The 22,172-nt window shown below is 37.4% G+C and carries 23 protein-coding genes; 2 read left to right on the top strand and 21 right to left on the bottom strand.

Features of this window, described 5'->3' with window-relative positions; genetic code table 11:
* Window positions 1–45: 45 nt before the first annotated feature.
* The 8 genes from PPM_RS27565 to PPM_RS27535 all read right to left on the bottom strand — a co-directional run bounded on the left by PPM_RS27565 (window position 46) and on the right by PPM_RS27535 (window position 4,756).
* Entirely contained in the window at window positions 46–510 is a 465-nt protein-coding gene (locus PPM_RS27565; protein ID WP_014600267.1) for a GNAT family N-acetyltransferase, read from the bottom strand.
* A 259-nt stretch (window positions 511–769) separates the two neighbouring features.
* Window positions 770–952, bottom strand: a complete 183-nt coding sequence (locus PPM_RS27560; protein ID WP_014600266.1) for a hypothetical protein — start codon at window positions 950–952, stop codon at window positions 770–772.
* 40 nt (window positions 953–992) lie between these two features.
* The gene (locus tag PPM_RS27555; RefSeq protein WP_014600265.1) at window positions 993–1,286 is read right to left on the bottom strand and encodes a hypothetical protein; all 294 of its coding nucleotides are present in this window, start codon (window positions 1,284–1,286) and stop codon (window positions 993–995) included.
* 33 nt (window positions 1,287–1,319) lie between these two features.
* Complete coding sequence (locus PPM_RS29490) at window positions 1,320–1,469, bottom strand: hypothetical protein (protein WP_155252305.1); 150 nt, start codon at window positions 1,467–1,469, stop codon at window positions 1,320–1,322.
* Between the two features lie 73 nt (window positions 1,470–1,542).
* Complete coding sequence (locus tag PPM_RS27550; protein ID WP_025677237.1) at window positions 1,543–1,737, bottom strand: hypothetical protein; 195 nt, start codon at window positions 1,735–1,737, stop codon at window positions 1,543–1,545.
* 1,026 nt (window positions 1,738–2,763) lie between these two features.
* Window positions 2,764–3,186 (bottom strand): disulfide oxidoreductase, encoded by a 423-nt coding sequence (locus tag PPM_RS27545; protein ID WP_329799643.1) that lies wholly within the window; start codon window positions 3,184–3,186, stop codon window positions 2,764–2,766.
* Window positions 3,183–3,869, bottom strand: a complete 687-nt coding sequence (locus PPM_RS27540; RefSeq protein ID WP_014600262.1) for a DsbA family protein — start codon at window positions 3,867–3,869, stop codon at window positions 3,183–3,185. The genes PPM_RS27545 and PPM_RS27540 overlap by 4 nt, the downstream gene beginning before the upstream one ends.
* A gap of 419 nt (window positions 3,870–4,288) precedes the next feature.
* A complete protein-coding gene (locus tag PPM_RS27535) occupies window positions 4,289–4,756 on the bottom strand; it encodes a hypothetical protein (RefSeq protein WP_014600261.1) in 468 nt (155 codons plus the stop codon).
* Window positions 4,757–5,164: 408 nt separating this feature from the next.
* Between PPM_RS27535 and PPM_RS27530 the strand changes: the two genes are divergently transcribed.
* Both PPM_RS27530 and PPM_RS27525 read left to right on the top strand, forming a co-directional pair.
* Window positions 5,165–6,481 (top strand): hypothetical protein, encoded by a 1,317-nt coding sequence (locus tag PPM_RS27530; RefSeq protein ID WP_014600260.1) that lies wholly within the window; start codon window positions 5,165–5,167, stop codon window positions 6,479–6,481.
* Window positions 6,482–6,506: 25 nt separating this feature from the next.
* On the top strand, window positions 6,507–8,303 hold the full coding sequence (locus tag PPM_RS27525; protein ID WP_014600259.1) for a DNA/RNA non-specific endonuclease: 1,797 nt from the start codon (window positions 6,507–6,509) through the stop codon (window positions 8,301–8,303).
* Window positions 8,304–8,401: 98 nt separating this feature from the next.
* Here PPM_RS27525 and PPM_RS27520 read toward each other — a convergent pair whose 3' ends face one another.
* The 13 genes from PPM_RS27520 to PPM_RS27455 all read right to left on the bottom strand — a co-directional run bounded on the left by PPM_RS27520 (window position 8,402) and on the right by PPM_RS27455 (window position 22,157).
* The gene (locus tag PPM_RS27520) at window positions 8,402–8,893 is read right to left on the bottom strand and encodes a hypothetical protein (protein ID WP_025677229.1); all 492 of its coding nucleotides are present in this window, start codon (window positions 8,891–8,893) and stop codon (window positions 8,402–8,404) included.
* A gap of 29 nt (window positions 8,894–8,922) precedes the next feature.
* On the bottom strand, window positions 8,923–9,408 hold the full coding sequence (locus PPM_RS27515) for a hypothetical protein (RefSeq protein ID WP_014600258.1): 486 nt from the start codon (window positions 9,406–9,408) through the stop codon (window positions 8,923–8,925).
* Between the two features lie 66 nt (window positions 9,409–9,474).
* The gene (locus PPM_RS28140) at window positions 9,475–11,304 is read right to left on the bottom strand and encodes a bifunctional lytic transglycosylase/C40 family peptidase (protein ID WP_014600257.1); all 1,830 of its coding nucleotides are present in this window, start codon (window positions 11,302–11,304) and stop codon (window positions 9,475–9,477) included.
* Window positions 11,305–11,372: 68 nt separating this feature from the next.
* Window positions 11,373–13,667 carry a hypothetical protein gene (locus tag PPM_RS27505; RefSeq protein ID WP_014600256.1) on the bottom strand — a complete coding sequence of 765 codons (2,295 nt, stop codon included), beginning with the start codon at window positions 13,665–13,667 and terminating at the stop codon, window positions 11,373–11,375.
* Window positions 13,668–15,737, bottom strand: a complete 2,070-nt coding sequence (locus tag PPM_RS27500; protein WP_025677225.1) for a VirB4 family type IV secretion system protein — start codon at window positions 15,735–15,737, stop codon at window positions 13,668–13,670.
* Window positions 15,718–16,602, bottom strand: coding sequence for a hypothetical protein (locus PPM_RS27495; RefSeq protein WP_014600254.1), 885 nt, complete (start codon window positions 16,600–16,602; stop codon window positions 15,718–15,720). The genes PPM_RS27500 and PPM_RS27495 overlap by 20 nt, the downstream gene beginning before the upstream one ends.
* A gap of 21 nt (window positions 16,603–16,623) precedes the next feature.
* Window positions 16,624–16,935 carry a PrgI family mobile element protein gene (locus tag PPM_RS27490; protein ID WP_014600253.1) on the bottom strand — a complete coding sequence of 104 codons (312 nt, stop codon included), beginning with the start codon at window positions 16,933–16,935 and terminating at the stop codon, window positions 16,624–16,626.
* Between the two features lie 60 nt (window positions 16,936–16,995).
* Window positions 16,996–17,373, bottom strand: coding sequence for a TrbC/VirB2 family protein (locus PPM_RS27485; protein WP_025677223.1), 378 nt, complete (start codon window positions 17,371–17,373; stop codon window positions 16,996–16,998).
* A 214-nt stretch (window positions 17,374–17,587) separates the two neighbouring features.
* Window positions 17,588–17,983, bottom strand: a complete 396-nt coding sequence (locus tag PPM_RS27480; protein ID WP_025677221.1) for a hypothetical protein — start codon at window positions 17,981–17,983, stop codon at window positions 17,588–17,590.
* A 247-nt stretch (window positions 17,984–18,230) separates the two neighbouring features.
* Entirely contained in the window at window positions 18,231–18,953 is a 723-nt protein-coding gene (locus PPM_RS27475; protein WP_014600250.1) for a hypothetical protein, read from the bottom strand.
* A 583-nt stretch (window positions 18,954–19,536) separates the two neighbouring features.
* Entirely contained in the window at window positions 19,537–20,700 is a 1,164-nt protein-coding gene (locus PPM_RS27465; protein WP_014600249.1) for a hypothetical protein, read from the bottom strand.
* A gap of 525 nt (window positions 20,701–21,225) precedes the next feature.
* Window positions 21,226–21,489: a hypothetical protein gene (locus PPM_RS27460; protein ID WP_014600248.1), complete on the bottom strand. Its 264-nt coding sequence runs from the start codon at window positions 21,487–21,489 to the stop codon at window positions 21,226–21,228.
* An 80-nt stretch (window positions 21,490–21,569) separates the two neighbouring features.
* Window positions 21,570–22,157 (bottom strand): hypothetical protein, encoded by a 588-nt coding sequence (locus tag PPM_RS27455; RefSeq protein ID WP_014600247.1) that lies wholly within the window; start codon window positions 22,155–22,157, stop codon window positions 21,570–21,572.
* Window positions 22,158–22,172 lie beyond the last annotated feature (15 nt).

The raw sequence follows: 22,172 nt of genomic DNA, 5'->3' as shown, positions 1-22,172 counted from the left end.
ACCTCTTCCTAAACTTTTAATCAACACCTGTCTTCCTTCACCAGCTCACACGTTTTTGAGGAAAGAGAGATACGCTAAATATTGATTAAAGTTATCGAATGAGTGGCAGTTCGTGATTGTTTTTTTACGAATTATTTTCAGTCTAGCTGCCTTACCTTCAACAGTAAGATCGGTCCCTATTACGACATTATTGGGACTCAAAAGACCGTTCAATGTTCTGTAGAGACTCTTAGCAATTCCCTGCCTTTGGTGGTCTTTTCTAACATCGACATACGAAATACTGTACGTTAAAGGGTGTTGAGGATCTCGATAAAGCAGCATTACTCCCCGGACGTCTACCCCTTCGATAGCTATTACACAGTAATATTCCATTATCGATGCCATATTAAAGTCATGAGGAGAGAAAAAGTGAAAACGCTCGTAAACCTTACTACCGTTAACATTCTTTCCTTCATTTAAGCCGTCTGTGATTCCCATCAAGTCAATGAGAGGTAAAAAAACATACTTCACTATCTTCACCTCTCAATGATTTGTGAATGTCCCATATTCTCCAATTTAGGTGTACTAATGTTTTCCCTAGCTCGGACACTATGAAAACTCCGTTACCATGCCAGATATTCAGACCCCGTGGCATTAGCCCAATGGCTTCTTGGTCTAGGTAATCTCCGTTTAGCGCTATGAGCACATAGCTTGTTGTAATGTCGGATGCGACTTTCTCTATGCACATATCTATTTAGGCACAGACTAAAAGCACATTTTTATGAATGAATTATTTCGAAGTTCTCCTTGCTTTATTGAATTTCTCTCTGAATCGATCTAAAACCCAATCCTTTTCGTAATGGTTTGTATCTGCAACATCATCGCAAATTTTAAAAACCTCTTCTACAAGTTCATCAATTCGTCTCATCGCTTGTTTGTATATGCGATGAAGCTCTTCCTCTTCTTTCGACAAGCGACCACTCCCCCTATGTTGTATTGAATCAAGGTGTATTTTAGACTGAAATTTTGTCACTGAACTTGTTGAGGTCACGGATATTGTCCTTAAAATATGTTAAACAAGCATCGAAACCCTGCTCGATGATTTCTTTGTACTGTTTACGATGATCCCCATTCAAGATGAAGAATAAGTCCATTTGTCCAAGCACAAGGGCGGTTGTATCTGCACCATAAATAGCGCGGTCATGACTATTATAGCTGACATAGAACCCTTTATGTGTTTTACCACCTATTTCAATAAGAAGGTTATTGCCTTCAATTACTGAATTATATTTATCGACTGGAATCATTTTCTCCCACTCCATTCTGTATTGAATCAAGTTTTATTTAGACTTACGAAATTCAGTTTCCAATTCCGTCCATCTGCCAACAATTTCCCAACCATCATCAATCATTTGCTTTTCATGTTTTATAGCTTCTTCAGTATCTTCATAGTTATAGGTTTCATGTTCCCACTTAGATTCTACTATCACTGTTTCATTCTCCACTCTGATTAAAAGTTTGAATAAAGGTTTTTTATTTAGAATAACAAGTGTCAAAACAACTTTATTTTTTACACACCTCTATCAATTTCCATTGCTGCCCATAATTGCTTCCGTTTAATATAAAAAGTTTCATTTCAAATTTCCCTTTGTTCCTTGCAATAAAATCGTTGGCGTGTTCCAAAGCAGTTTTAAAACTATGCTGAAAGAAAAAAAACTCGTTATTGTTATATTCAATTTTAGCTTCTTGTTTTTCCATTTTTACATTCTCCATTCTGAACTTCTATTTGGCTTTTTTATCATGAACCCTTAGATGCTTTCTATGAGCCTGTTGAACACGATAAAAATCGATTACTGCCTTTAACAATAATTGAATTTTTACACCACAAAAATTACTCATTACATCCAACACTGCCGAAACAGCAGTCTGCATTTCTACATACAGAATCTCTAGACACGTACACTCGGAAGTTCGTCTATACCCAACTATGTAGTAATGGGCGAATTCGCATCATAAGACTCCAAGCACCACTTGATACAACCTTCCCCTCGGGATCAGTTTTTCAAACTAATTTATTATAAAGTCCTCATAAACAGAAACTTTATAGATCTCTCTCAGAATAAAGCTTCAAGTAAATTTACAGATTTATTCCTTTGCTTCATATAATATATAACGAGAAAAATCAAACATTCTCCATATTAAATTCATCTTTTCTACCTGAATAGCTTCTTAACGTGCTCCCACTCCTTTAGCGAAAAAGACCACAACTTTCCCATTTGGGATTCTGTGGTCTTTCAAAATTTAATTCATTATGCTTTATACTATTTCACTTCAATTTTTATTATCATCATCTCCTTTCTATTGGGGACAAAAAAGAACCCACGTTAAAGAGACTATTCTACTTATTAAGAAAAGTAGTAATTCTCTTAAAGAGGGTTCTTTAAAAACAGTCAGCAGATATGTCCCAGGACTTCGCCAAAAAGTTAAAGGTAATATAAAAATTATAATCGGTAATTTCTAATTTGAGAAGCACACTAGAAATTTAGGATTCGTTCTTAACAAAATATCCTGCAGAAATTCTCAAAAGAAATGCTATGGTGTCCATTACTAGCTGAATTCCTTTTGATTTTCTAAAGTAACGTTAAATACACGAGTTTTCAAAAATACTTATAAAGCTTGCCCGTAAATAAAATTCCCTCCTGTAAATGTAGACCACTTTTTGAGTGTTTTGATTTGGCCGAGGACTAAGGAATGTTTTAATATTTTTCCGTCCACCATATAGTTCTAGGAGACCTTTTTATTAGTCATCCATAATAATGATAATATAAGTGTAAAAGCTGTTAATGCCATCAAAGGTATTGTTATAAAACCGAGCCAGTTAGTGTAGTCTGTTTTACATGATACTCCTATATTGCAAGATAGCATTCTTTCAAGAGACACAAACTTTTGGCCTAAATAATGATACATCGCAATACCTAAACCAATAAATGAAAGCAAGAATGCAGGACGAGCATATTTCTTATCCTCAGTTAATGCTGCATATCCCAAAATCACAGTTAGAGGATACATACAAATTCGTTGCAACCAACATAATTTACAAGGTTCATAATGTAGAATCTCACTAAAATAAAGGCTACCGCATGTAGCACAAATTGAGACAAACCAAGCCATCAGAATTCCATAATACTGATACGTTTTTTTGATCACTTTCTTTCCTCCGTTTTATTAATGACATCATTTATTGCGCTCCTAATCTGTTCATAATCAAGGCCACCTGTTTCAATGACCATTCCGTTTACAACAAGTGTAGGTGTCTGCCGAATCCCCAATCCACGAGAAAAATTCAAGTCTTTATTTACCATTTCATCAAATTCTCCTGCTTTTAGCGATCTCTCCATTTCGTTATAATCGACTTTGACCTTTGCAATCTTTGCTATTTCAACTAAATAAGCAATTGTGGCCCAGTTTTCAGATTCATCTTTTTGAAGATTATAGATTTGCTCATAGTAGACCCAGAAATCTTCAGGGCTATTCTTTGCTACATATTCACCAGCCGCTGCTGCAGTCAAGGAGTCAGGACTAATGAAAGGAAAATTCACAAATTTGAAGTTTGCCTTTCCAGTATTAATATATTCCTTTATCAATTTTGGATAGATATCTGAGGCGAAGTGCTTGCATCCAGGACATTTAAAGTCGCCAAATTCAATTATAGTAGCAGGAGCATCCTTTTTACCTAAGACCGGCTGATTATCGAAATGATCTAACGATATTCCCGATTTAACCGCCTTAGGCTGGTTGTCCTTACTATTCGCATAAACCATTGCAACCATAAGACAGAATACCAACAAAACAGATACAGAAATTACTACAGCTTTAATTTTTCTTTTCAAAACTTCTCCCCCTTTAAATGAACAAAAGCACTCAGTGAAGACACTCCTTTTTAGAGTGTAATCACCGGTGCTTCCGATTTTTTTAATATTAATTTTGAACTTGAATCAATAAATCTAGTTGACGCTTTAATTTTAATCAAACATGTTGAACTATGATACTTCACTGATAAAGGATTCTTATTAGAGTATATCTTAATCTTTATTATTCGAGAAATAAGATTAAAAATCATAATTTTTTATATGCAATATAGCAGTTTAATGCGTTCAAGTAAGGCCCAAAAACTTCCTTTGAATAAAAGAGAAACGAGTGTCCGCCCTCAGACAAAGGAGATCGATGTATTATTTACAGCACAGTATTTCTTAACTGGGGTCTATAGTTCCGGAAGAACACACATAGAAAAGCTTTTTCTATAAACCATCTACGTCCATACCTCAATTGGATATTCGCTCATCCAATATAAATTCTTTAATGGTTGCTCCCCTTTTGTACATCCGTATTTCTCTTTAGTGTTCTCCTTATATTCTTCTTCTGGTAATACATACAACCGAATACCTTTGTTGTTTGCAATTTCGGTAGCTACCCTAAGTCCATATTCATGAATGAGCTCTCTCTGTCCCTGATATGTAAAAATCGATTCGACTTCACCCTTGCTATTGCATCTTAACGACAGATCTAATTCCGGATATGCAGGAATAGCACGCTCGATACCTCTTTTTGTAACCACCGTTAAAGTTCTTCTATTAAAAGATTTTATTTGAGGTAATAAATTCATATAGCGAATAAAATAAGCGCAATTTTTGGAAGTAAAATCAAAAGAGTTCGCTTGCAGTTGGCAAGACTCTTCACGAGGATTATAATTCGCACACAATTTACATTTTTTGTTCAAATAGAAGTCCCTCCATCTTAAAATTTCGTATATGTTTATCTATAAATCATTTAACTTATTTCCATTTTATAACATACCTATAAAAAACACAATATGATAAATGTTAATTCTAATTAAGTTGTTATATTTAGACACTAATTCAGACGGTAATAACAGATAATCGTCTTATAATGTTTTACCTTACTTCTATGACTTACTCATTAGTTACCAATGATTTTAGAAATGTCGGTTTTGTTATTTACACTTTTGTAAATATTCTCTTCTTAATAAAGGTTAGTCTTCCTAAAACTTCATCAAACCCTCCTTTATTACAAAACGTATTCATTTCAAGTTCAAACCATCAAATGAATATACAGCTTGCCTGAGGGACACGATATCGAATAAATCCATAAGAAAGGTTTGATGCAAGTGTCTGTTCTTGATGAAACGGCAGCTATTCGGCAACCCCATTACCCTCTTATATCAGGATCAATACCACATCATTATGTGGATACAAAAACGCGCCCTACCCTTGAATCAACCCGAATCATTGAAGCTCATTTAAAGACTCCCCAGTTGATAAGCTCATCTGAAGGTGCCTTCAAGAAAATATTGTTTACCATTCCCTCTTATGCCGTTCATGATCCTGAACAAAGAAAAAACCCCTACAAGGCAATTTACATGGATTTGTTGCATAAGCTTCCCGAGTATGTGGAACTGATTATTATTGTTAACAAGGGCAGTGAAGAGGAAGTACAATCTTGGTTGCAAGAAGTGAACCGGGATGAAAAATCAACCATAATAGTCTTACCAGACAATTTACATTTTAGTGTATGGGCGGAGGATGCTTACACCATCGTGCATGACTCCGATACCAACAAACATTACTTTTTGGAACCTCTCGATTTTATTCGCTATGCAGATTCCATGGTTGCAGAATATATCTCTAACGAAACGGAATTTGATTCTCTTCAAACTCCACTTCACTTTCAGGGGGGGAATATATTAATTGGTGATACCTTTTTTCTTATCGGAGCCGATTATCCAGCTTTGACTTTGAAATATGTAAATGACACCATACTTCCAAGCGGCGATGAAACGCCTCAACAAACGGTCTATCACGCATACGGACAGTATCTAGATACCACAAGAGAATTGTTTTACGTTAAAAGTAATGTACCTGTTCCGATCGAACGGTCAAGAAGGGTGACCATTGGTGGAGAATTGTGGACGGAACATATTTATTACGGAAACATAGATGGAACCCAACAGCCCCTCTTTCATATTGATATGTTTGTTACGCTTATTGGACGAAATCAAACAGGTAAATATGTAGTTCTAGTTGGCAGCCCCAAGTTGGCAGCAGATTTACTGGCTGTTCCTCTGTGGGATCACTCCATGAATGATGTATTTGACAGTGTGGCCGAACAATTAAGACGGGATGGGTTCGAAGTACAACGCAACCCGCTCCCATTGGCATATTTTGATGATAAGGAAACGAAGACAAGGCAGTGGTATTTTTGCACCTACAATAACGCATTAGTGGAGCGAACACCAACGAGCAAAAAGGTATGGCTTCCAACATTCGGATATGGAGAATGGGGTGAATTACAAAAAACTGACTTAGAAAATAAAACGCTTTGGGAATCAATGGGATATCAAGTAATTCAGATCACAGATTGTCATGTGCTTGCTTCAAATTTAGGCGTCCTACATTGTATAAAAAAATATTTAGAACGTAGCTAATAAATAGAAATAGGAGATGAATTACATGTCTATTCTTACAGTTGATGAAAAAACAGCAAAACAGGCTCAGGAACAATCAGCAATGCAACGTTATGTTGAAAGAATCGCAATAAGAGAACAAAACTTAGTGGGGTTACAATCTAAAACACCTATTGAAGTTGATACTCCCGAACGAGTAAATTCAAGAAAAAAGATGATCCAGCCAGGAGATGAATATACTTTGGAACGAATGGTGGGCGGAAACGATTTATTTCCGTTTCATTATTTGGAGAAGGGTACTATAGCAGGAAAATCGGTCTGTCGAATTGTTATTCATGATGGTAGCGGAAGAGAGCCTGGGCATGGTACCGGGTTTCTAGTTTCTCCCCAACTACTTCTAACGAACAATCATGTACTGAAAAATCAGGAAATCTCAAGAATGAGTACTGCCCAATTTGACTATGAACAAGATATTAATTTCAAGGATCGAGTTTATCAAGAATTCAGTTTAGCACCGGAAATCTTTTTTATGACTGATTCAAAGCTCGACTTTACCTTAGTTGCTGTACAAGAAAAATCGGCAGCAGGGAAGAGCATTCAAGATTATGGTTTTCTGCCACTTGTGAAACAAACTGGGAAAATTCTGTTAGGGGAATACGTCTCTGTTATCCAGCATCCAGAGGGAAACCATAAAGCAGTAGTCATCCGAGAGAACAAAATTACCGATATGCTTGATAACTTTATTCATTACACTACCGATACCTGCAAGGGATCTTCTGGTTCGGCAGTTTTCAATGACAATTGGGATGTTGTTGCTCTACATCATGCAGGTGTTCCCGATCCAGATCATTCCGGTAAATTTATCGCCAATGAGGGAGTCCGCATCAGCAGCATTTTAAATTATATAGAACAGAATATGTCTTCTCTTTCAGAGCAGCAAAAAACACTAATTAAAAATTTGAGCCACAATGTACCTATTGTTCCCAACCAAGAAGAAAGCATGGTTGTAGGAGAACCTTTCAACTTGGAATGGTTCGAGGGTTCTACCGGGTACGATTCCACTTTTTTAGGAGACGGACAGGATGTTCCTCATCCCAAGCTCAGCTCAGCTTTAGCAAACGATGTAGCGAAACTAAATAATGGAGAAAACATCCTCAATTACACTCATTTTTCCATCGTGATGAGTAAATCTCGACGCCTAGCAATTTATACTGTTGTGAATATTGACGGAAAGAAATTAAAAGATGTTGGAAGAGATGACAATTGGAGGTACGATCCAAGAATTGACGAGAGTTATCAATGCGGCAATGAGCTGTACAAAAGAAATAAGGTTGATAGGGGCCATTTGGTTAGAAGAAGAGATCCAGTTTGGGGTAATAATTCCGAAGAAGCGAATATGGATACATTTCATTTTACTAACTGTTCACCCCAACATTGCAACTTTAATCAAAGCAACAATTTATGGCTCGGTCTCGAGGATTACCTTCTGAAACATGCAAAAAACAATCAACAAAAAATGACTGTATTTAACGGCCCTATTTTTCGAGAGAACGATATCGTTTACCGTGGCGTTCGAATTCCAGAGGAGTTTTGGAAGGTTGCGGTAGTTGTAAAGGATAACGGAGAGCGATCCGCTACTGCATACCTCGTTTCACAGAAGCCTTTCCTCAATGATCTAGAGGCAGACGTTCCAGGAGCATTCATGACTTTTCAGGTGAAAGTATCATTGATCGAAGGTTTAACGGGACTCGATTTTAACGATCTTCGCAATTATGACCCATTGGAACGACAAGAGTCGACCATAGGTAATCCAATTGAACGACTAGAGGACATTCAACTATAGTTTTAATCCACACGAGGAATCGACTACACCGATTCCTCGTATTAACATATATATTGATGGATAAATGTGAGTTAGGGTCAAACTTTATCCTATACACTTTACAACATATGAGACAGCTTTGGTACTACATATGCCGCCAATAAGACTATAGGACTAAATAACATCATTCCTATTCCCAACCTCTTTTTCTGTGGATTTTTGGCAGCTGACAACCGTACTAAAAGACCATAGTAAAACATAGTAAATACGATTGGAATCGAAATATACCAGACACCTGTAAAGAGCTGAGGCCCAATGGAGCCTGCACCGTTGACCATATTCTCCACACTATCTCCAACATGTGCTGATTGCGGCCCTAGTCCCATAAATGAGTGTGCAATTAAAGGTGTATATGCAATAAGTAAGGCTCCACTACCGAATAAAACTACAAAGACATAACCCGTTTTCTTTCTCCGTGGATTCTTGCCTGACGTCAACAAAAGTAAAAAGCCTACAATAATCAAGACTGTGAAAATTGGTAGACCCACCAATTGCAATAGTCTAACTAGTTGCTCTACAAGAACTTTCAATCCGTCAAATAGATCATCCAACCGAAACATCCTTTCCTTCAAGATATTAATTACTTATTCTCATTTCCGAGCGTTGTGATGAATTGAACATCATCCACCTGCCACCCTTTTTCTTCTGAGTAAAGCAACACCGTGTGAACTATAATTGTTTGAGAGGTTTCGACATTATTGAAGGATGTACTCACCTTAAATTGATTTATGAACTCAGCTCTATCTCTATCTACAACATTCTGGAATGGCTGCAGTTTACTCATTTTTGATGATACTGAAGGAGTATTTTCATCATACTGAGGTAAATCAATTTCAGAAGGAAGGGCTGCACTAAACCCTTCTGTGGTCATCAATGGTTTTATTTGATCATAACGCTGCATTGTATTTGGATACGTAAAAAACTTTTCTATAAATTCTTTATTTGCATTTTCCGCTCCTTCCTGAACAATCTGTTCTTTTAGCTGCGCTTTTAAGTGTTGACTATACACCAATTGAGTAACATTTAAGAGAAACAAAACAGCCATCAAAAAGTATATTTTTTTCATGTCTCTTCTCCTAATCCTAGTTTTTTAAAGAAAGACTTAATGATCAGTTCATACTGAGCTATTTGATTATTTTACAATTCGTCTATATCCCAAGAAAGGATAAAGTTTGTTCCAGGTGTTTATTGAAGAAATGCTAAGCCCGTGGCTATTGTTAGAATTGATGAACTTATCATTGCCCAGATACATACCAACGTGAGTAGGTGCACTTCCTTTGGTCACCCAGAAAACAAGATCACCAGGCATAGCTTCTGAAGGATTTACCGGAACTGTTTTGTTATATTGTACTTGAGCCGTACCGTACATATTGATACCAATCTTATTAAAGGAATATTCCAATATCCCCGAACAATCAAATCCACCATGCTCCGGTCTTCGACCTCCCCAAACATAAGGCCTACCCATGTAATTACTCATGACATTAAGCACTTCCTGCACGTCAAAAATCTGTCCATCCGAACTTACCTGTAAACTTCCAGTTTCTGAATAATATCTAAGTACATGTTCCACGTAATTTACATCACCGTATCTTCTCCAACCATTTTTATCAGCCATCATCTCACTAAAAGCAACGGCGTTTTCTTTTGAATATCCCCCACGTTTTTTTGCATAATCTATGAATCCACCCCCAAAATTGTATGCTTGGAGGGTTAACTTGATATCCCCTCCCGCAGACCTAAATACTGCTGCGAAATGACGAACTCCATACATGATTGAAATCTCAGGATCTGTTAACGTATTGGGTGGTAATCCAGCTGATTCAGATGATTGCATTACATCTAAGGAATTCCCCCCAGATTCTTGTTGTATTAATGCCAGTATAAGATTCACTTGATCTTCAACACCGTTCAATTCGGCATATTTACGAACTAAGGATTCATAGCGCATAACAGCTTCTGTGACCTGGGCCTGTCCAAAATAAGTACCTGCATTAATCCCCCTGTAACCACCATACAGCATAGAGTTCCAACTTGGATCTGCAGTTTTGATAAATTCGTATACCAGTTTCATATCTGATTTTTTTATACCTTGATTGATTAGTATCTGTTGAAACTCTGGAACATCAATGTTGAGAGATGGTACAAAACGATCGTCAACCATCGTTTTTTCGTATTGACGATAGCGAGTAATTGTACAATCATCGCTTTTATCTCTCCAAACAAGTTCCCACTCACTCGGCCTAGTAGTGCCTCCACCTGGATAATATCTTTTTAAGGGCTTAATTACCATTCCCCCGTAATCGAAGCTAACTTTTGATAGAACATCGTGGTCTTCTCGAATATAGGTTGAATATTCTATGTCAGTCCCTGTGTTTGCACATGCTGTGATAGTTTTTGTCCACTCTTTATCATTTTTAATAGTCGTATATTTATACTTCGGTTTAAAAAACTCAATTAATTCATTAGGATCATAATCTGAGTATTCTACTTTTTTATTTTTTGCAACAATATGATATCTAACCAGTGCTGAAGGTATCCCCCAACTAGGTTTGATAGTATTTATGAGTTGTGTCTTCCATGATGCATCTGCATCTATTCCGTATATTTCTTCTACTGTTTTATCAGCAGCAAGTTTAAATTTTTGCTCGTATTCAATATCAGCCTTTTTTTGAGCCTCTGTTCTCGAGCCACCACCCAAAAACCAGTCTGAATAAGGGATGGCTGTGAGTATAACAGCAATTAGTATCACTACTGCAATTATCGCTAACCCGTAAGGTCCTATAAAGGCTAATAAACTCTTTCCTAAAGCCAGCAATAATTTCTTTATGAAATCCTTTGCTATTTTTTTCAGAAATTTTGCTGCTTTTCCTGCTGCTTTCCTTGCTACCTTCCTAGCAATTTTTTTACCGGCTCCACTTGCTTGTCCGGCAGCATCATTCGCTAGGTCCTGTGCGTTCATTTCACCACCGTCCATTCATACAACATGAGGATGATTCGGAAACTATCCAAATCATCCTCGCAATAAATCTATAGCACAATTTTGTTCTTCACTCGTTCTTTTTCGTGTGAAGCCTGATTTGCCATACTGTTTAAACTCTTCACTTTATTTGCAGGAGGGGAATATTGAGTATTCGATTGTGTTTTACGTGACAAAAGGTCTGCCCCCTTATCAGACCAATCTCTACGGTCAGCACCTTTTATATTATGAGAGAAGTAACTATCAGGATTAAGCTTGCCAGCATCAACCCGATTATCCTCATACCTTGACCCATCTTGACCTCTGATATAAGTTCCTGAGGTTCTTGCGAGATTTTCGGTTGAACCGCCTGGTAATCCAATCGGACCAGGATTTATGTTTTGAGATCCAATTGGACCAGGTATATTCTGAGATGCAGGAACAGGTAATCGATATGAGCCATTCGGCTGGCGTTCATATTTTTCGTTGTGCCCAGGAAACTTGTAATCCGCTGCCCTGATTTCTCCTCGTTTTAGAGTCGGATCAGCTGCACCATAGTTACTAATCCGTTGTTTTCCAGTTGGGGTTTGGACATAAAAAGCAGAACCGCTATTGCTTTGTTCCCAAGTAGCATTCAATCCAGCATATTTTTTTGCTAGGTCAGGCAATTGCATATCATTCATACCGCCATACATTTCGCTAGCCGCTTGAATTCGACCTCTACTTGCTCCAGAAAGCATATGACCTACCTGCTGTCCAATACCAGCAGCACCAACCATGCTTCCAACAGACTCACCCATGTTGCCCATAAATTTTCTTCGTTCACCCAAGTTGTTCCACATGTTCGAAAAATTCTCTTTACCCATAGAACCCAAAGCTTTCATATTGCTTACAAATCCTGATCCTTCACCAGAAGCCGATTGATAAGCTTTTTTTATACCTTCAGGATAAAAAGCGGCCTTTACCGTTCTTGTTGTGTTAGCAAGACCTGCGCTTACATTGCGAGCACCCTGCATGGTTGTTGTCACGGCCGTGGAACCTAATTTCGCTCCGACTGCTACTCCAGCTGGTCCGAGAGTTACCCCCATCGCACCACCAGCACCAGCTCCAAACTTACCGGCTATGGATTTAAATTTATGCCAACCTGAACCACCTTTCGCCGCCATGGAAAGAGCTGTCATTCCTGCATCACTCCCCATATCATTCCCGGGTCCAGGTACACCTGGGCTACTTGATCCTCCGGGTGACGTCTGACCAAGAGCTGATGCACCAGATCGCCTGCCTCCCATCATGTTTCCAGCTCCCTTAGCTAGCATCATAGCCCCAGCAACAGATCCCGCGCCCATCATTGTGGCCGTTTGGCCAAGCTTGGAACTGGAATCTCCCAAGTTCAACCATCTAGAAATCATTCCTGTAATAGGGATAAACATAATTAGCAGCCCAAGTTTATAAATAATAGCAAAGAAATTAGCCGCTCCCCCACCAGCCATACTCGATAGTTCGGCGAAGACGAAAATTGTAATTGCGTGAATGGATTGAAGAAAAATGTTGCCGGCTAATTCTTTCATCCATGTCCCAAAAAACGCTCTAGTTTTGGGAAAGATCAAACTATAAGCAGCAAAAGGAGATAGAACTACCAAGAAGATAATAATTACTTTCCTAGCAATATAAATGACGTTAAGGTACAGCGTAAGTCCAAATTCGGCCAGATAAACAATTGCATTACCGATATTGAAACTTCCCGCACTTGCTATTAGTGATACTCCGTTCGTATCTACACCCGTTCCCTGTAATGTATCGTATAATGAGGACACTAAAGCAAGATTCAAGCTCATCATAACCTTAAATATCAACCAAAAGCTCCCCATAAAAAATGCCGAAAGTACCCACATATTTATATCAGTCCAAAAATCAGCTTTTGCTTGTGGGGAATATGCTTTTAATCCGAATTTTGCGGATGACACCATAATTGCAGCTGTTAGTATTAATCCATAAAGTCCTGTTAGTAACCCTATTAACGGATTAATAATTTTATCCATTTCACCTTGGCTAAAGATTCCGTAATTCAAAGTTCCAGAATCACCATAAGGATTTCCAAAAATAAGTGTAGGCAAGCTGCTAATATGAATGGTTTTAAATAAACTCAAAATGAATCCAAGCATAATTCCATCAGTTAGGCTCGCGTTTTCTTTATCCTTTTCCATTTGCTCAATTTTAGAATCGTCGAATAGTTTCCCATCACCAGAGCCTTGCGTAGAACCAATAGGACCTATAAGACTTGTATCATTTGCAGCAAAGGTCGTGTTCTGAATAAAAAATATTGAGAGAATTACGGCTAGTAAAACCATTGATAATCTGCGTTTCACTTATGCCACTTCCTCTCCCTCAGAGTTGACCTGACGCTCAAGGAATTCAATCATATCCTCCCTTGAAGCTAATTTTTTATGAGGAGGGCCCATTTCAATGTTTTGGTTTGTATTCAGATATGCCCATTCATCAGGTGTTGGCTCAGACCTAAAACTTACAATCTGCTTACCAGCCTTCATGATTACGTCACCGGTATTTGCTGTACGTATCATATTTCCAACATCTTCAGATAATCGATACGTATTTAAAATTGGCATGATATCTTGATCAGATTGTTTCAAGAAGCATACCGTTTCGAATTGGGCAACGACATCCCGAGCTGCTTCCGTTCGATCAAACATTTCATAACGTTGACTTACAAGAGTAAGAGAAACGTTCCATTTCCGTCCGCGTGCAGACAGTTGCTTTAACCATTCCATCATCGTATTATACTTAATCATCATCCATGCCTCGTCTATGATGACTCGTTTTTTCACTTTTGGATCAGAAACGATAAATCTGTTCCATACCCATGTCATAAGAACGTGCTGTGCAAGCGGTCTTTCTATCCCATTTGAACTTAACTTTGAAATATCAAAAGTGACCACAGGGGCTGCATCAAGTGATATACCAGAATCAGATACAATTTGAGTTTGACCATCGAACATCCCAAAAGCTTTTTTTCGTGTAAACAGATGAACAATCGTGCACAGTTCTTTTATTTCAGGATAATGTTCATCCCGAATTTTACATAATTTCTCGTATGTTTCTGAAATGGTTGGCATGTCAATATATTTGCGACGGTATGTGATTCTTCCCTCAGCATCTATATCTTCTACGTTTTCGTAAATACTATCTGGATCTTCTGTAATGCCTCGGGAAAGATACATTTCTTCCAAGACATCATCCAACACTTCTATTTCAATCGGAGTTAACCCATGAGAATCACGAGTTAACGATTCTTTCATAACTTTGAAGAACTCCAAAAGTTCCTTAACTTTCTCATTTATATTGATCTTTTCAACTGTGTACTCGTTCTCTTCACCTTGATTTATGACTTCCTTTTCAGGAAATATATCGTATGGATTGATTCTGCTTGCTTGCTCTGATTTGGAAGGATATATGGGTATGACAATGCCTCCGAGTACCTTTGTCAATGCGATGTATTCGGGTTCACAGTCAATAATTACATTCTTCATAATCCCATCCATAAATCCTCGTCCAATGATCTGCTTGACCAATACAGACTTACCGGACCCAGAGACCCCAAAGATACCCATACTATAGTTATTTAGACTAATGTCGAAATTATTGTAGTAAACATAATCTCGACCAAATCGACCTATAGGAAAGCCACCCTTATGATTAAGTTTTGAACTAGCGTGAGGAAATATGGCTGTTAATGACAATTGGTCAAGGTTGCGATCTGTTTTCTCTAAATAATTCTTGCCAAGCGGTAAACAAGACAAGAAGCCCTCTTTTTGTCGACCATAAGCATTAATGATTTCAATGGATTCTCCGCCTAAAATACGTTCGATTTCGCGCGATTTCGCATTCAAGTCATTTAAATTACTTGCAAAAATTGTTCCTTGAACCGATACGTAGTAAAGTCCGTTCTGATTATTTTTGATTTGCCTTTGTAAAAACTTTGCATCATCACGCTTTTGTATCGAGTCTTCAATCTTTGCCCCTTCGTTGCGGTTTGCAGCTGAATAGACAACGGTCTCAAACTCGTCTATTTTCTTCTGCAACTTTTTAATTGCGGCCGTCCGATCTAGTGGTTCAATATGAACAGAAACGTCCATGTCATCGCCAGAGAATAGACCTTCTAACCAGCCAATTCTAACCGTTCTTGGATATCCAGAAGGTTTGACAAAAAATGACCGGCCATATTTCACATCGCCTAATCCCGTTTGAATCTCAAAATGATCCTTTGCAAAAGTAATTCCTTCATTAGCAAGATTATCAATCATACTTGGGAAAGAGAATTCACGTGAATCTTCTTTTCCTTTGTCCATAGAAATTCGGTCAGATAGGGCTGAATCATTCCTCGGGACTTTATTCTTTCTGTTAAATAGCTTCTTTAGCATAGTCCCGTACCTCCTCCACATCATTTACCAGCTCCTCATAGCCTGGTAGGGTTGTTGGGTCAATGGTTACATATAGAGAGCTGAGTTTTTCACGTTCTAACACATCTTGAATTGGATTTACAACCATCCGGTCCCTGTTCAATGCGCGTTTTATTAATTCCATTGCACCAAGACTATCTAAAATCTCCGAATCAATGTCACTCTGGCGCAGCATTTGAACGACTGTCCAAGCTCTTTGGTACAATTCATCTCGAATATCTTTGGCCTTATCTTTTGGTGATAACGATCCCATTCTTCCTGTTTGAGGAACATAAGAAACAATGTAATAAACTTTACGAGAGATACGAAACTCATCTTGAGACCGCTCTTTGATATGTTGTATGACCGATTTATTGTACTCACGAGTTTGCAAATTACATTGATCTAAATTTGCATAAAATCTTTCTTCTTCTTTTCGAAGATCTTGTGTAACGGCTTGCCCTAAAATTTGAACCGGGAAACGAATAACTCTAAATAAGGAGCTATATCCAAGAATAATAGCTTGTCTTGCTCCTTCGGAGAGCAAGTCGTAGTTTACCGAACTCGCTTCCAGCACCACGCAGTACTCATTGTGCTTTTTTTCAAAGATTCCAGCTTCAATATTTTCAATCCCCAACATGTCTATAACTCTCTCGGAGCCTTTTTTTAGTTTAAGAGGACCATTAATATTTCCATGAGCCAAAGCGTTTTCCTGTAAGTGTTGCTTTCTAGCCCAACCAAAAACGGGCTCATTACGATCCATTCGTTTTTTTGCAAAAATCACAAAAATGAATGTTAAAACCAAGAGGCCCATAGTGCAGTAAATTAAAATATCAAAACCATCCACGATGTAGCGCCCCCTCCTTTTTTACCAGGACAGATATGTTTTCTGAGATCTTGCAAATTTCCAATTTACTTTTATAAAATCACTTAGAAACATTTCGTACTTATCAAGTTTGAAAAACGCCAATAGAACAGCGAACCCTGTTACTCCTAAAAACATAACAAGCCGAACAATGAAGTCAGTTAGTCCATCTATAAAAGGAATGCTTCCCCAAATAATAAATGCGATCATGAAGAAGCCAACAGGTACCACCAAGAAAAATTGACGCAATGAAAAAATTGCTAAAACACTCTTTTCTTCTTGCGTTATATCAATCGGCACCAGTATTTCGTTCATCGCGCTCACCTCCATAGAAAAAACATTTCGAGCGGCGTATACCACTCGAAATGCTACAAATTAACATCCAGATCCATTTTGAGCAAGCTCGGCAATTGCTCCAGCAAACTTATATCCACTAAAGAATACGAATGCACCTGCAAAACAACCAATCAGTGCCGTCCAATACGTACCACGTTTTTGCGTACTGATAGAACCAAAAATAATCATGACGGCGATGACCATCACAGCCAGAGTAAATAAAAGGCCTCCAACACCGCCAATTATTTTAATTATAGATTGTAACGTAGTCTTAATTGTTGAATCTGCAGATCCAGATGATGCACCAAAAGCATCTGAGCATGTGACATCACCCGTTCCTGCAAAAGCAGTCAATGGGGCTATAACTGTCATGCATACCAATAAGAGCAGTAAAATACTCCCAACCTTTTTTTTCAAACCTTCCAATCTCCCTTCGTTTTTTCGAACTACTCATTTGTGTATCAAAAGGCCTACGAAAATGACCACCTCTTTCCTGAAAACGCAAAAAAAGCACAGCCTAATTCAGGTCAGTATTGACCTGAATAGGCGGTGCTTCCGCTCTTGTTAAAATATTTAGTTGAAAGGTGTGTGCCCTGCGAACATTATCATTGGTTCTAATCCTTTTGTCAAGTTAGAATCTTTTAAAGTGTTGCTCAACCTGGACTGAAATTGTGATATCCTTTATGTCTCCATTACCATCCAGATAAATTTTTAATCTTATCGTAGCATAATCTAGTGGTTTCCATTTAGTCAGTCGTTCCTCAGTTTTTTTCAAAAGAATTTCTAAGCCCTTTCGTGAAAATGCAACATCCTTTACATCGTCCTCTAAGAGACTTAATTTACGAATTTGAATATTTCTTTGAAGTTGCCCACCACGAACATGGTATTCAATTTCCCCATGGCCATTCGGGAAATCGCTGAACAGTTTTTGATGATAATCTCCAATGATGCAAAGGCGAATCTGCTCAATTAACTTATTATTACTTAGAATCTCACTACCACCGCGATTATGCTTATATGCTGACATCAAACTAACTCCCCCTCAAAAAACCTGCTTTTGGCTTTAAAAGTATGTAATTCAAATCAAGGATGAATATTCAAATGAATGTTCATTTTATCCTGTGATGTAATTTTACTACAAGTAAAGGTATGTTGTCGATACCCAACATAGGAAAATAATCCTATGTTAAAATAAGGCGAAAGTTACTTCCGCTTTTTTCAATCTATTTCTTTTGAAATAGATTGAAAAAAGCGAGGGAATTAACAAATTCCCTCTAACTTCCATATTGTAAATCCAGTTCTTGTTTACTTCTTTCAATCCTATCGGTTTCTTGTACGAAAAATAGCTCACTGTCAAGGAAAAATCCTTTGACCATGACAACTTCCCCGTCCATTTCCCGCTTAATGCTTTCTCCCTTTAAAAAAACAGATTTTCTATTATAAGTTAACTGACAGTCAGTCGTTTGATAATTGAGTCTTCCCATCATAATATCAACCTCATTAAGGGAAGGACCTAATTCAGGTGTTGTTGTTACCTGATCTGCAAAATCATACCCATAAAATCTGCCAATTGCATTATATTCGTCAGCAGGTAATTTAAGAGGCGGTGTTTCGTAGACTTCTTCATTGCTTTGATTATCAAGTAATGTTGGAGGTATATCTGAATCACTAGGAGGAGCCAAGAATCGTTGGCTTTCAGGCTCCACATTGATTTGGTCTTCCTGAACGGATTGATCGTTAGCTAATTCCTTAAGAAGTTGTGAAAGACTGTGCTCCACTGCAGGTGGAAGTGATGAAATTTCCGGTAAAGGTGATTGACCATTAGACTCTTGTGACTCTTGAGTTAATGGAGTTGGTCTACATACATCTTCATTGCTAATATCAAGTTCCTGAATAATTTCAGACCTATCTACTGTCATTGTATTTGTTAAAAATCCACTACAAAAGCCTACAATAATAGGAATAATGAAGACCAGAATAATGATTAATAATTCCATTTCCTAATCCCCCTATAATTGTATGACTATAAAGGTTACTTCTATAAATATTAAGACAATAATTATTCCTAACAATATCATTGCCTCCTGAAAAAACCATCTTACCCGTTGTTTGAACGCCTTCGCTTTTGCAATGGATCGGAGTAAGGTTATAGGACGTGCATGATTATTGTTGAGTTCCTGAGTGAGGTAAAATTTCTGTAGATCGTCTAAATCATGATCAATTGATAGATACGTAGTATTCGCCCACGTTACTTTTTTCATTTAGTAAAACCTCCCAATATGAGGTCTATACCATTTCCCATTATAAGAACACACGCATTACTGTCAATGGATGGCATAGCCATGTAAAAAATGAAGAAAATCAAAAAGCTGCATCATTAACAATTTGAAATTCTTAAATTCCAATATAAAAAACCCCAAAAGTGAAATGCGTCATAAAGACACAATTACACCTTTGGGGGTGAATGGCTGTGCATGAAATAAACCCTCATTAGTCGCTTGACGGAGGGAAAAGGAATAAATGTTTACATGAATATTTTATCATTGGCTAGCTACATAAACAACCTTTATTTTCTAATGCTCAGACAGAGACAAACTCCTTAAGATCTGCATTCAGTCCAGAGATACTATATGGCGATATAGCCATCTGAATATCAGGGGACTCATCGCAGCCTATAGTAATAGGACGATTAGGATCTTCAAGATATAAAGTCACTTCATCTTCAGCCTCAAAAAATTTAATGCAATCGAAAAGTTTCTCAGCATTTACAGCAAAGCTCCACTTTATTCCTTCTACTGAAGCGCCAATTTGTTGCTCCAAGACGTTAGGTACAACAGCAAAAACGATATTTTTACGGTTTTCGAATATTACCATCTTGGTGCCTGTTTCAGTGATCTTTTGTACTCTAGAGCAAAGTTCCATTAACTCCGGCCGATCAAAAGTGTATTTACATTTGACCTCATAGTTAAATAATTGGTCAGTTTTTGGATATATACCACTCAATACTCGACAGACACAAGTAGTATCCTTTGACTGGAAGATTACTAGGCCTGATTTTTTACTCACACCTACTTCAACATCTGTTTTCGTCGATATGAGATTGGATACACCTGACAAATGATCCGTATCCAAAATTACATCATCCTTAACCCACTGATAATCTGATATATATTTTACCATTATCTTTCTATCGGCTGCTCTTAGAATACATTGACCCGTTTGAGACTGTGACATAAATATCCCGGACAAAACAGGGGATTGTTTTGCCTCATCACTCGATGATTTTAAAGTAAAGGCTTTAAACTTATTAACCAGTTGAGACAAAAGGTTGGGGCCCCATAGAACTTTTTCGCTCAGAACTGGAACTTCTAAGAATTCTGTATTTTCGTTAAGGGTTTGAACGAAAATATTGCTTCGTCTACCATGACTCCCCCATAACATTTCAACATAATGAACACTACCACCTTTTGATTGTACATCTTTAAATTGAATTTCTTCATTGTTGGGCAGGCCAGCTACTTTTTTGGCCAGTTCTCTCATACTAATTGTTATATTGAAGCTAGACTCAACTTGAGCTGGGATACGTTTCTCCGCTGAGAGTTCTGGAGAGTTAAAGTAAAATGAAACAATCCCCAAATCAATATTTTTAATATAAACATTTCGTTCACCAATCCCAGAATCTTTTATTGCTTTAGCCATAGCTGCTACAACCGGTTGCAAAATATTTGAATTAATCTTAAACATCTTTATTACCTCCTGTTAGTGGTTTATTCTTTATCACAAGTGCGCTGGGAATAGATAAGATGAAGAGAATCTTAGACGTAAGTAGCGCAAAAAAGCCCTGTGAATGACATGAGCATAAAAATGCTAAAGTCACCCACAGGGCGTAATCTTATACATAACCTCTCTAAGCCGCATGGCAAGAGGACAAACAAATAATAAACTACTTAAATAATAAATCATTCTTCACTTGATATCAAGTTACCTGATGACATTTTAATTATTCTATCTTTCACCTTTCTGGAAAGATCGCTTGGCAATTCAAAAGGCAAATAAGAATTTAAAAAAGCTAAAGTAAGAATCACTTCCTGGTCTCCATTTTTCTTCATTTGATAATTTATAGTTAACCATTAGAAAGAACAAATCTTCTTTTTTTCGGAACAACAAGAGGGTGAAATCCTTTTCGATGCTAGCATAATCTCTACATTAGATGAATTATAGTGTTTTAGAAACTGATTCTACCCACATCATAAAGATAGTTGTTCCATTCTATGTACCTTCCTGAACCGAATAAACGAATTCATACTGTGAATTTTGAATACAAAATAAGCTTGCTACTGGCAGTTCCGAGATCAATTCAAGTAGAAGTAGGTTTCCTTTAGAAACCATTAATGCATTTTCGCAAAAGAAAAAGTTAATTTCCAATAACTCATGGGGAGTATGAATGCTCTGAAATAAGTAGTCATTCCTTTCAAGTACCTCCACGATTTTTACTGCATGTTTTGGATCAGTGAATGTTATTATGAACTCCATGATTTTCCTCCCGATGTGAAAACCCCCTGATTTTTAATCTCAGAGGGTTTTTAATAAATGTATTTTTGTTAAGCAGAAAATTAAAAAATTTGGCCAACAGGACGATAAACTATAAATGGTTTCTTATCAGCCCATTTTAATCCACAATTTAAAATGCATTCGTCAACTTTACCGTACTTGGCCATTTTTCTTATAAAACCATCTTTTCTTGTGGATTCTAACCATATGTTCGTGTCAATATTGATATAGCCCTCCCAAATAATAAACGTTTTATTTGGGTTTAAAATAACTTCGGTCCCCCGACGCTGGTTTTTTACTCGAAATGTTAAATGCAAGGCTTCTTCGTATTCCGAAGCAGGTGCTACAAAAACCTTCTGCATTGTGAGTTGAGTTGCGACTGGAAATCCTGTTAGATCATCATAAAAGAGTAGAGTATACCTTTGCTTAGTTTTCAATATTTCTGATATCTCTTTTATTTTTATATACTTTTCCTCACTAGTGTTTGTAAATTCTAATGACAGTTGAACACCAGTGTAGTCCACAAAAAATTTTTTGTTTGCTTCCACAAAAGGATCTATATGATTACCATCCAAGACAGTAGTTGCTACATCCATTTGTTCCGTGATTAATAAACTCTCATTAAAAGAAAATGAAAGTTGAGTTCCCATAAGATCGCTCCTTAA

This window comes from Paenibacillus polymyxa M1, from assembly GCF_000237325.1.
Classification (GTDB): domain Bacteria; phylum Bacillota; class Bacilli; order Paenibacillales; family Paenibacillaceae; genus Paenibacillus; species Paenibacillus polymyxa_C.
The sequence above is the reverse complement of the archived record's forward strand: the minus strand, read 5'-3'. Positions and strand labels throughout refer to the sequence as shown.

Coding starts and splice junctions, on each gene's coding strand:
- PPM_RS27550 (WP_025677237.1), bottom strand. CDS start 1,737: ATGGAAAAACAAGAAGCTAAAATTGAATATAACAATAACGAGTTTTTT.
- PPM_RS27475 (WP_014600250.1), bottom strand. CDS start 18,953: ATGGAATTATTAATCATTATTCTGGTCTTCATTATTCCTATTATTGTA.
- PPM_RS27525 (WP_014600259.1), top strand. CDS start 6,507: ATGTCTATTCTTACAGTTGATGAAAAAACAGCAAAACAGGCTCAGGAA.
- PPM_RS27460 (WP_014600248.1), bottom strand. CDS start 21,489: ATGGAGTTCATAATAACATTCACTGATCCAAAACATGCAGTAAAAATC.
- PPM_RS27490 (WP_014600253.1), bottom strand. CDS start 16,935: ATGAACGAAATACTGGTGCCGATTGATATAACGCAAGAAGAAAAGAGT.
- PPM_RS27515 (WP_014600258.1), bottom strand. CDS start 9,408: ATGAAAAAAATATACTTTTTGATGGCTGTTTTGTTTCTCTTAAATGTT.
- PPM_RS27500 (WP_025677225.1), bottom strand. CDS start 15,737: ATGCTAAAGAAGCTATTTAACAGAAAGAATAAAGTCCCGAGGAATGAT.
- PPM_RS27555 (WP_014600265.1), bottom strand. CDS start 1,286: ATGATTCCAGTCGATAAATATAATTCAGTAATTGAAGGCAATAACCTT.
- PPM_RS27465 (WP_014600249.1), bottom strand. CDS start 20,700: ATGTTTAAGATTAATTCAAATATTTTGCAACCGGTTGTAGCAGCTATG.
- PPM_RS28140 (WP_014600257.1), bottom strand. CDS start 11,304: ATGAACGCACAGGACCTAGCGAATGATGCTGCCGGACAAGCAAGTGGA.
- PPM_RS27480 (WP_025677221.1), bottom strand. CDS start 17,983: ATGTCAGCATATAAGCATAATCGCGGTGGTAGTGAGATTCTAAGTAAT.
- PPM_RS27455 (WP_014600247.1), bottom strand. CDS start 22,157: ATGGGAACTCAACTTTCATTTTCTTTTAATGAGAGTTTATTAATCACG.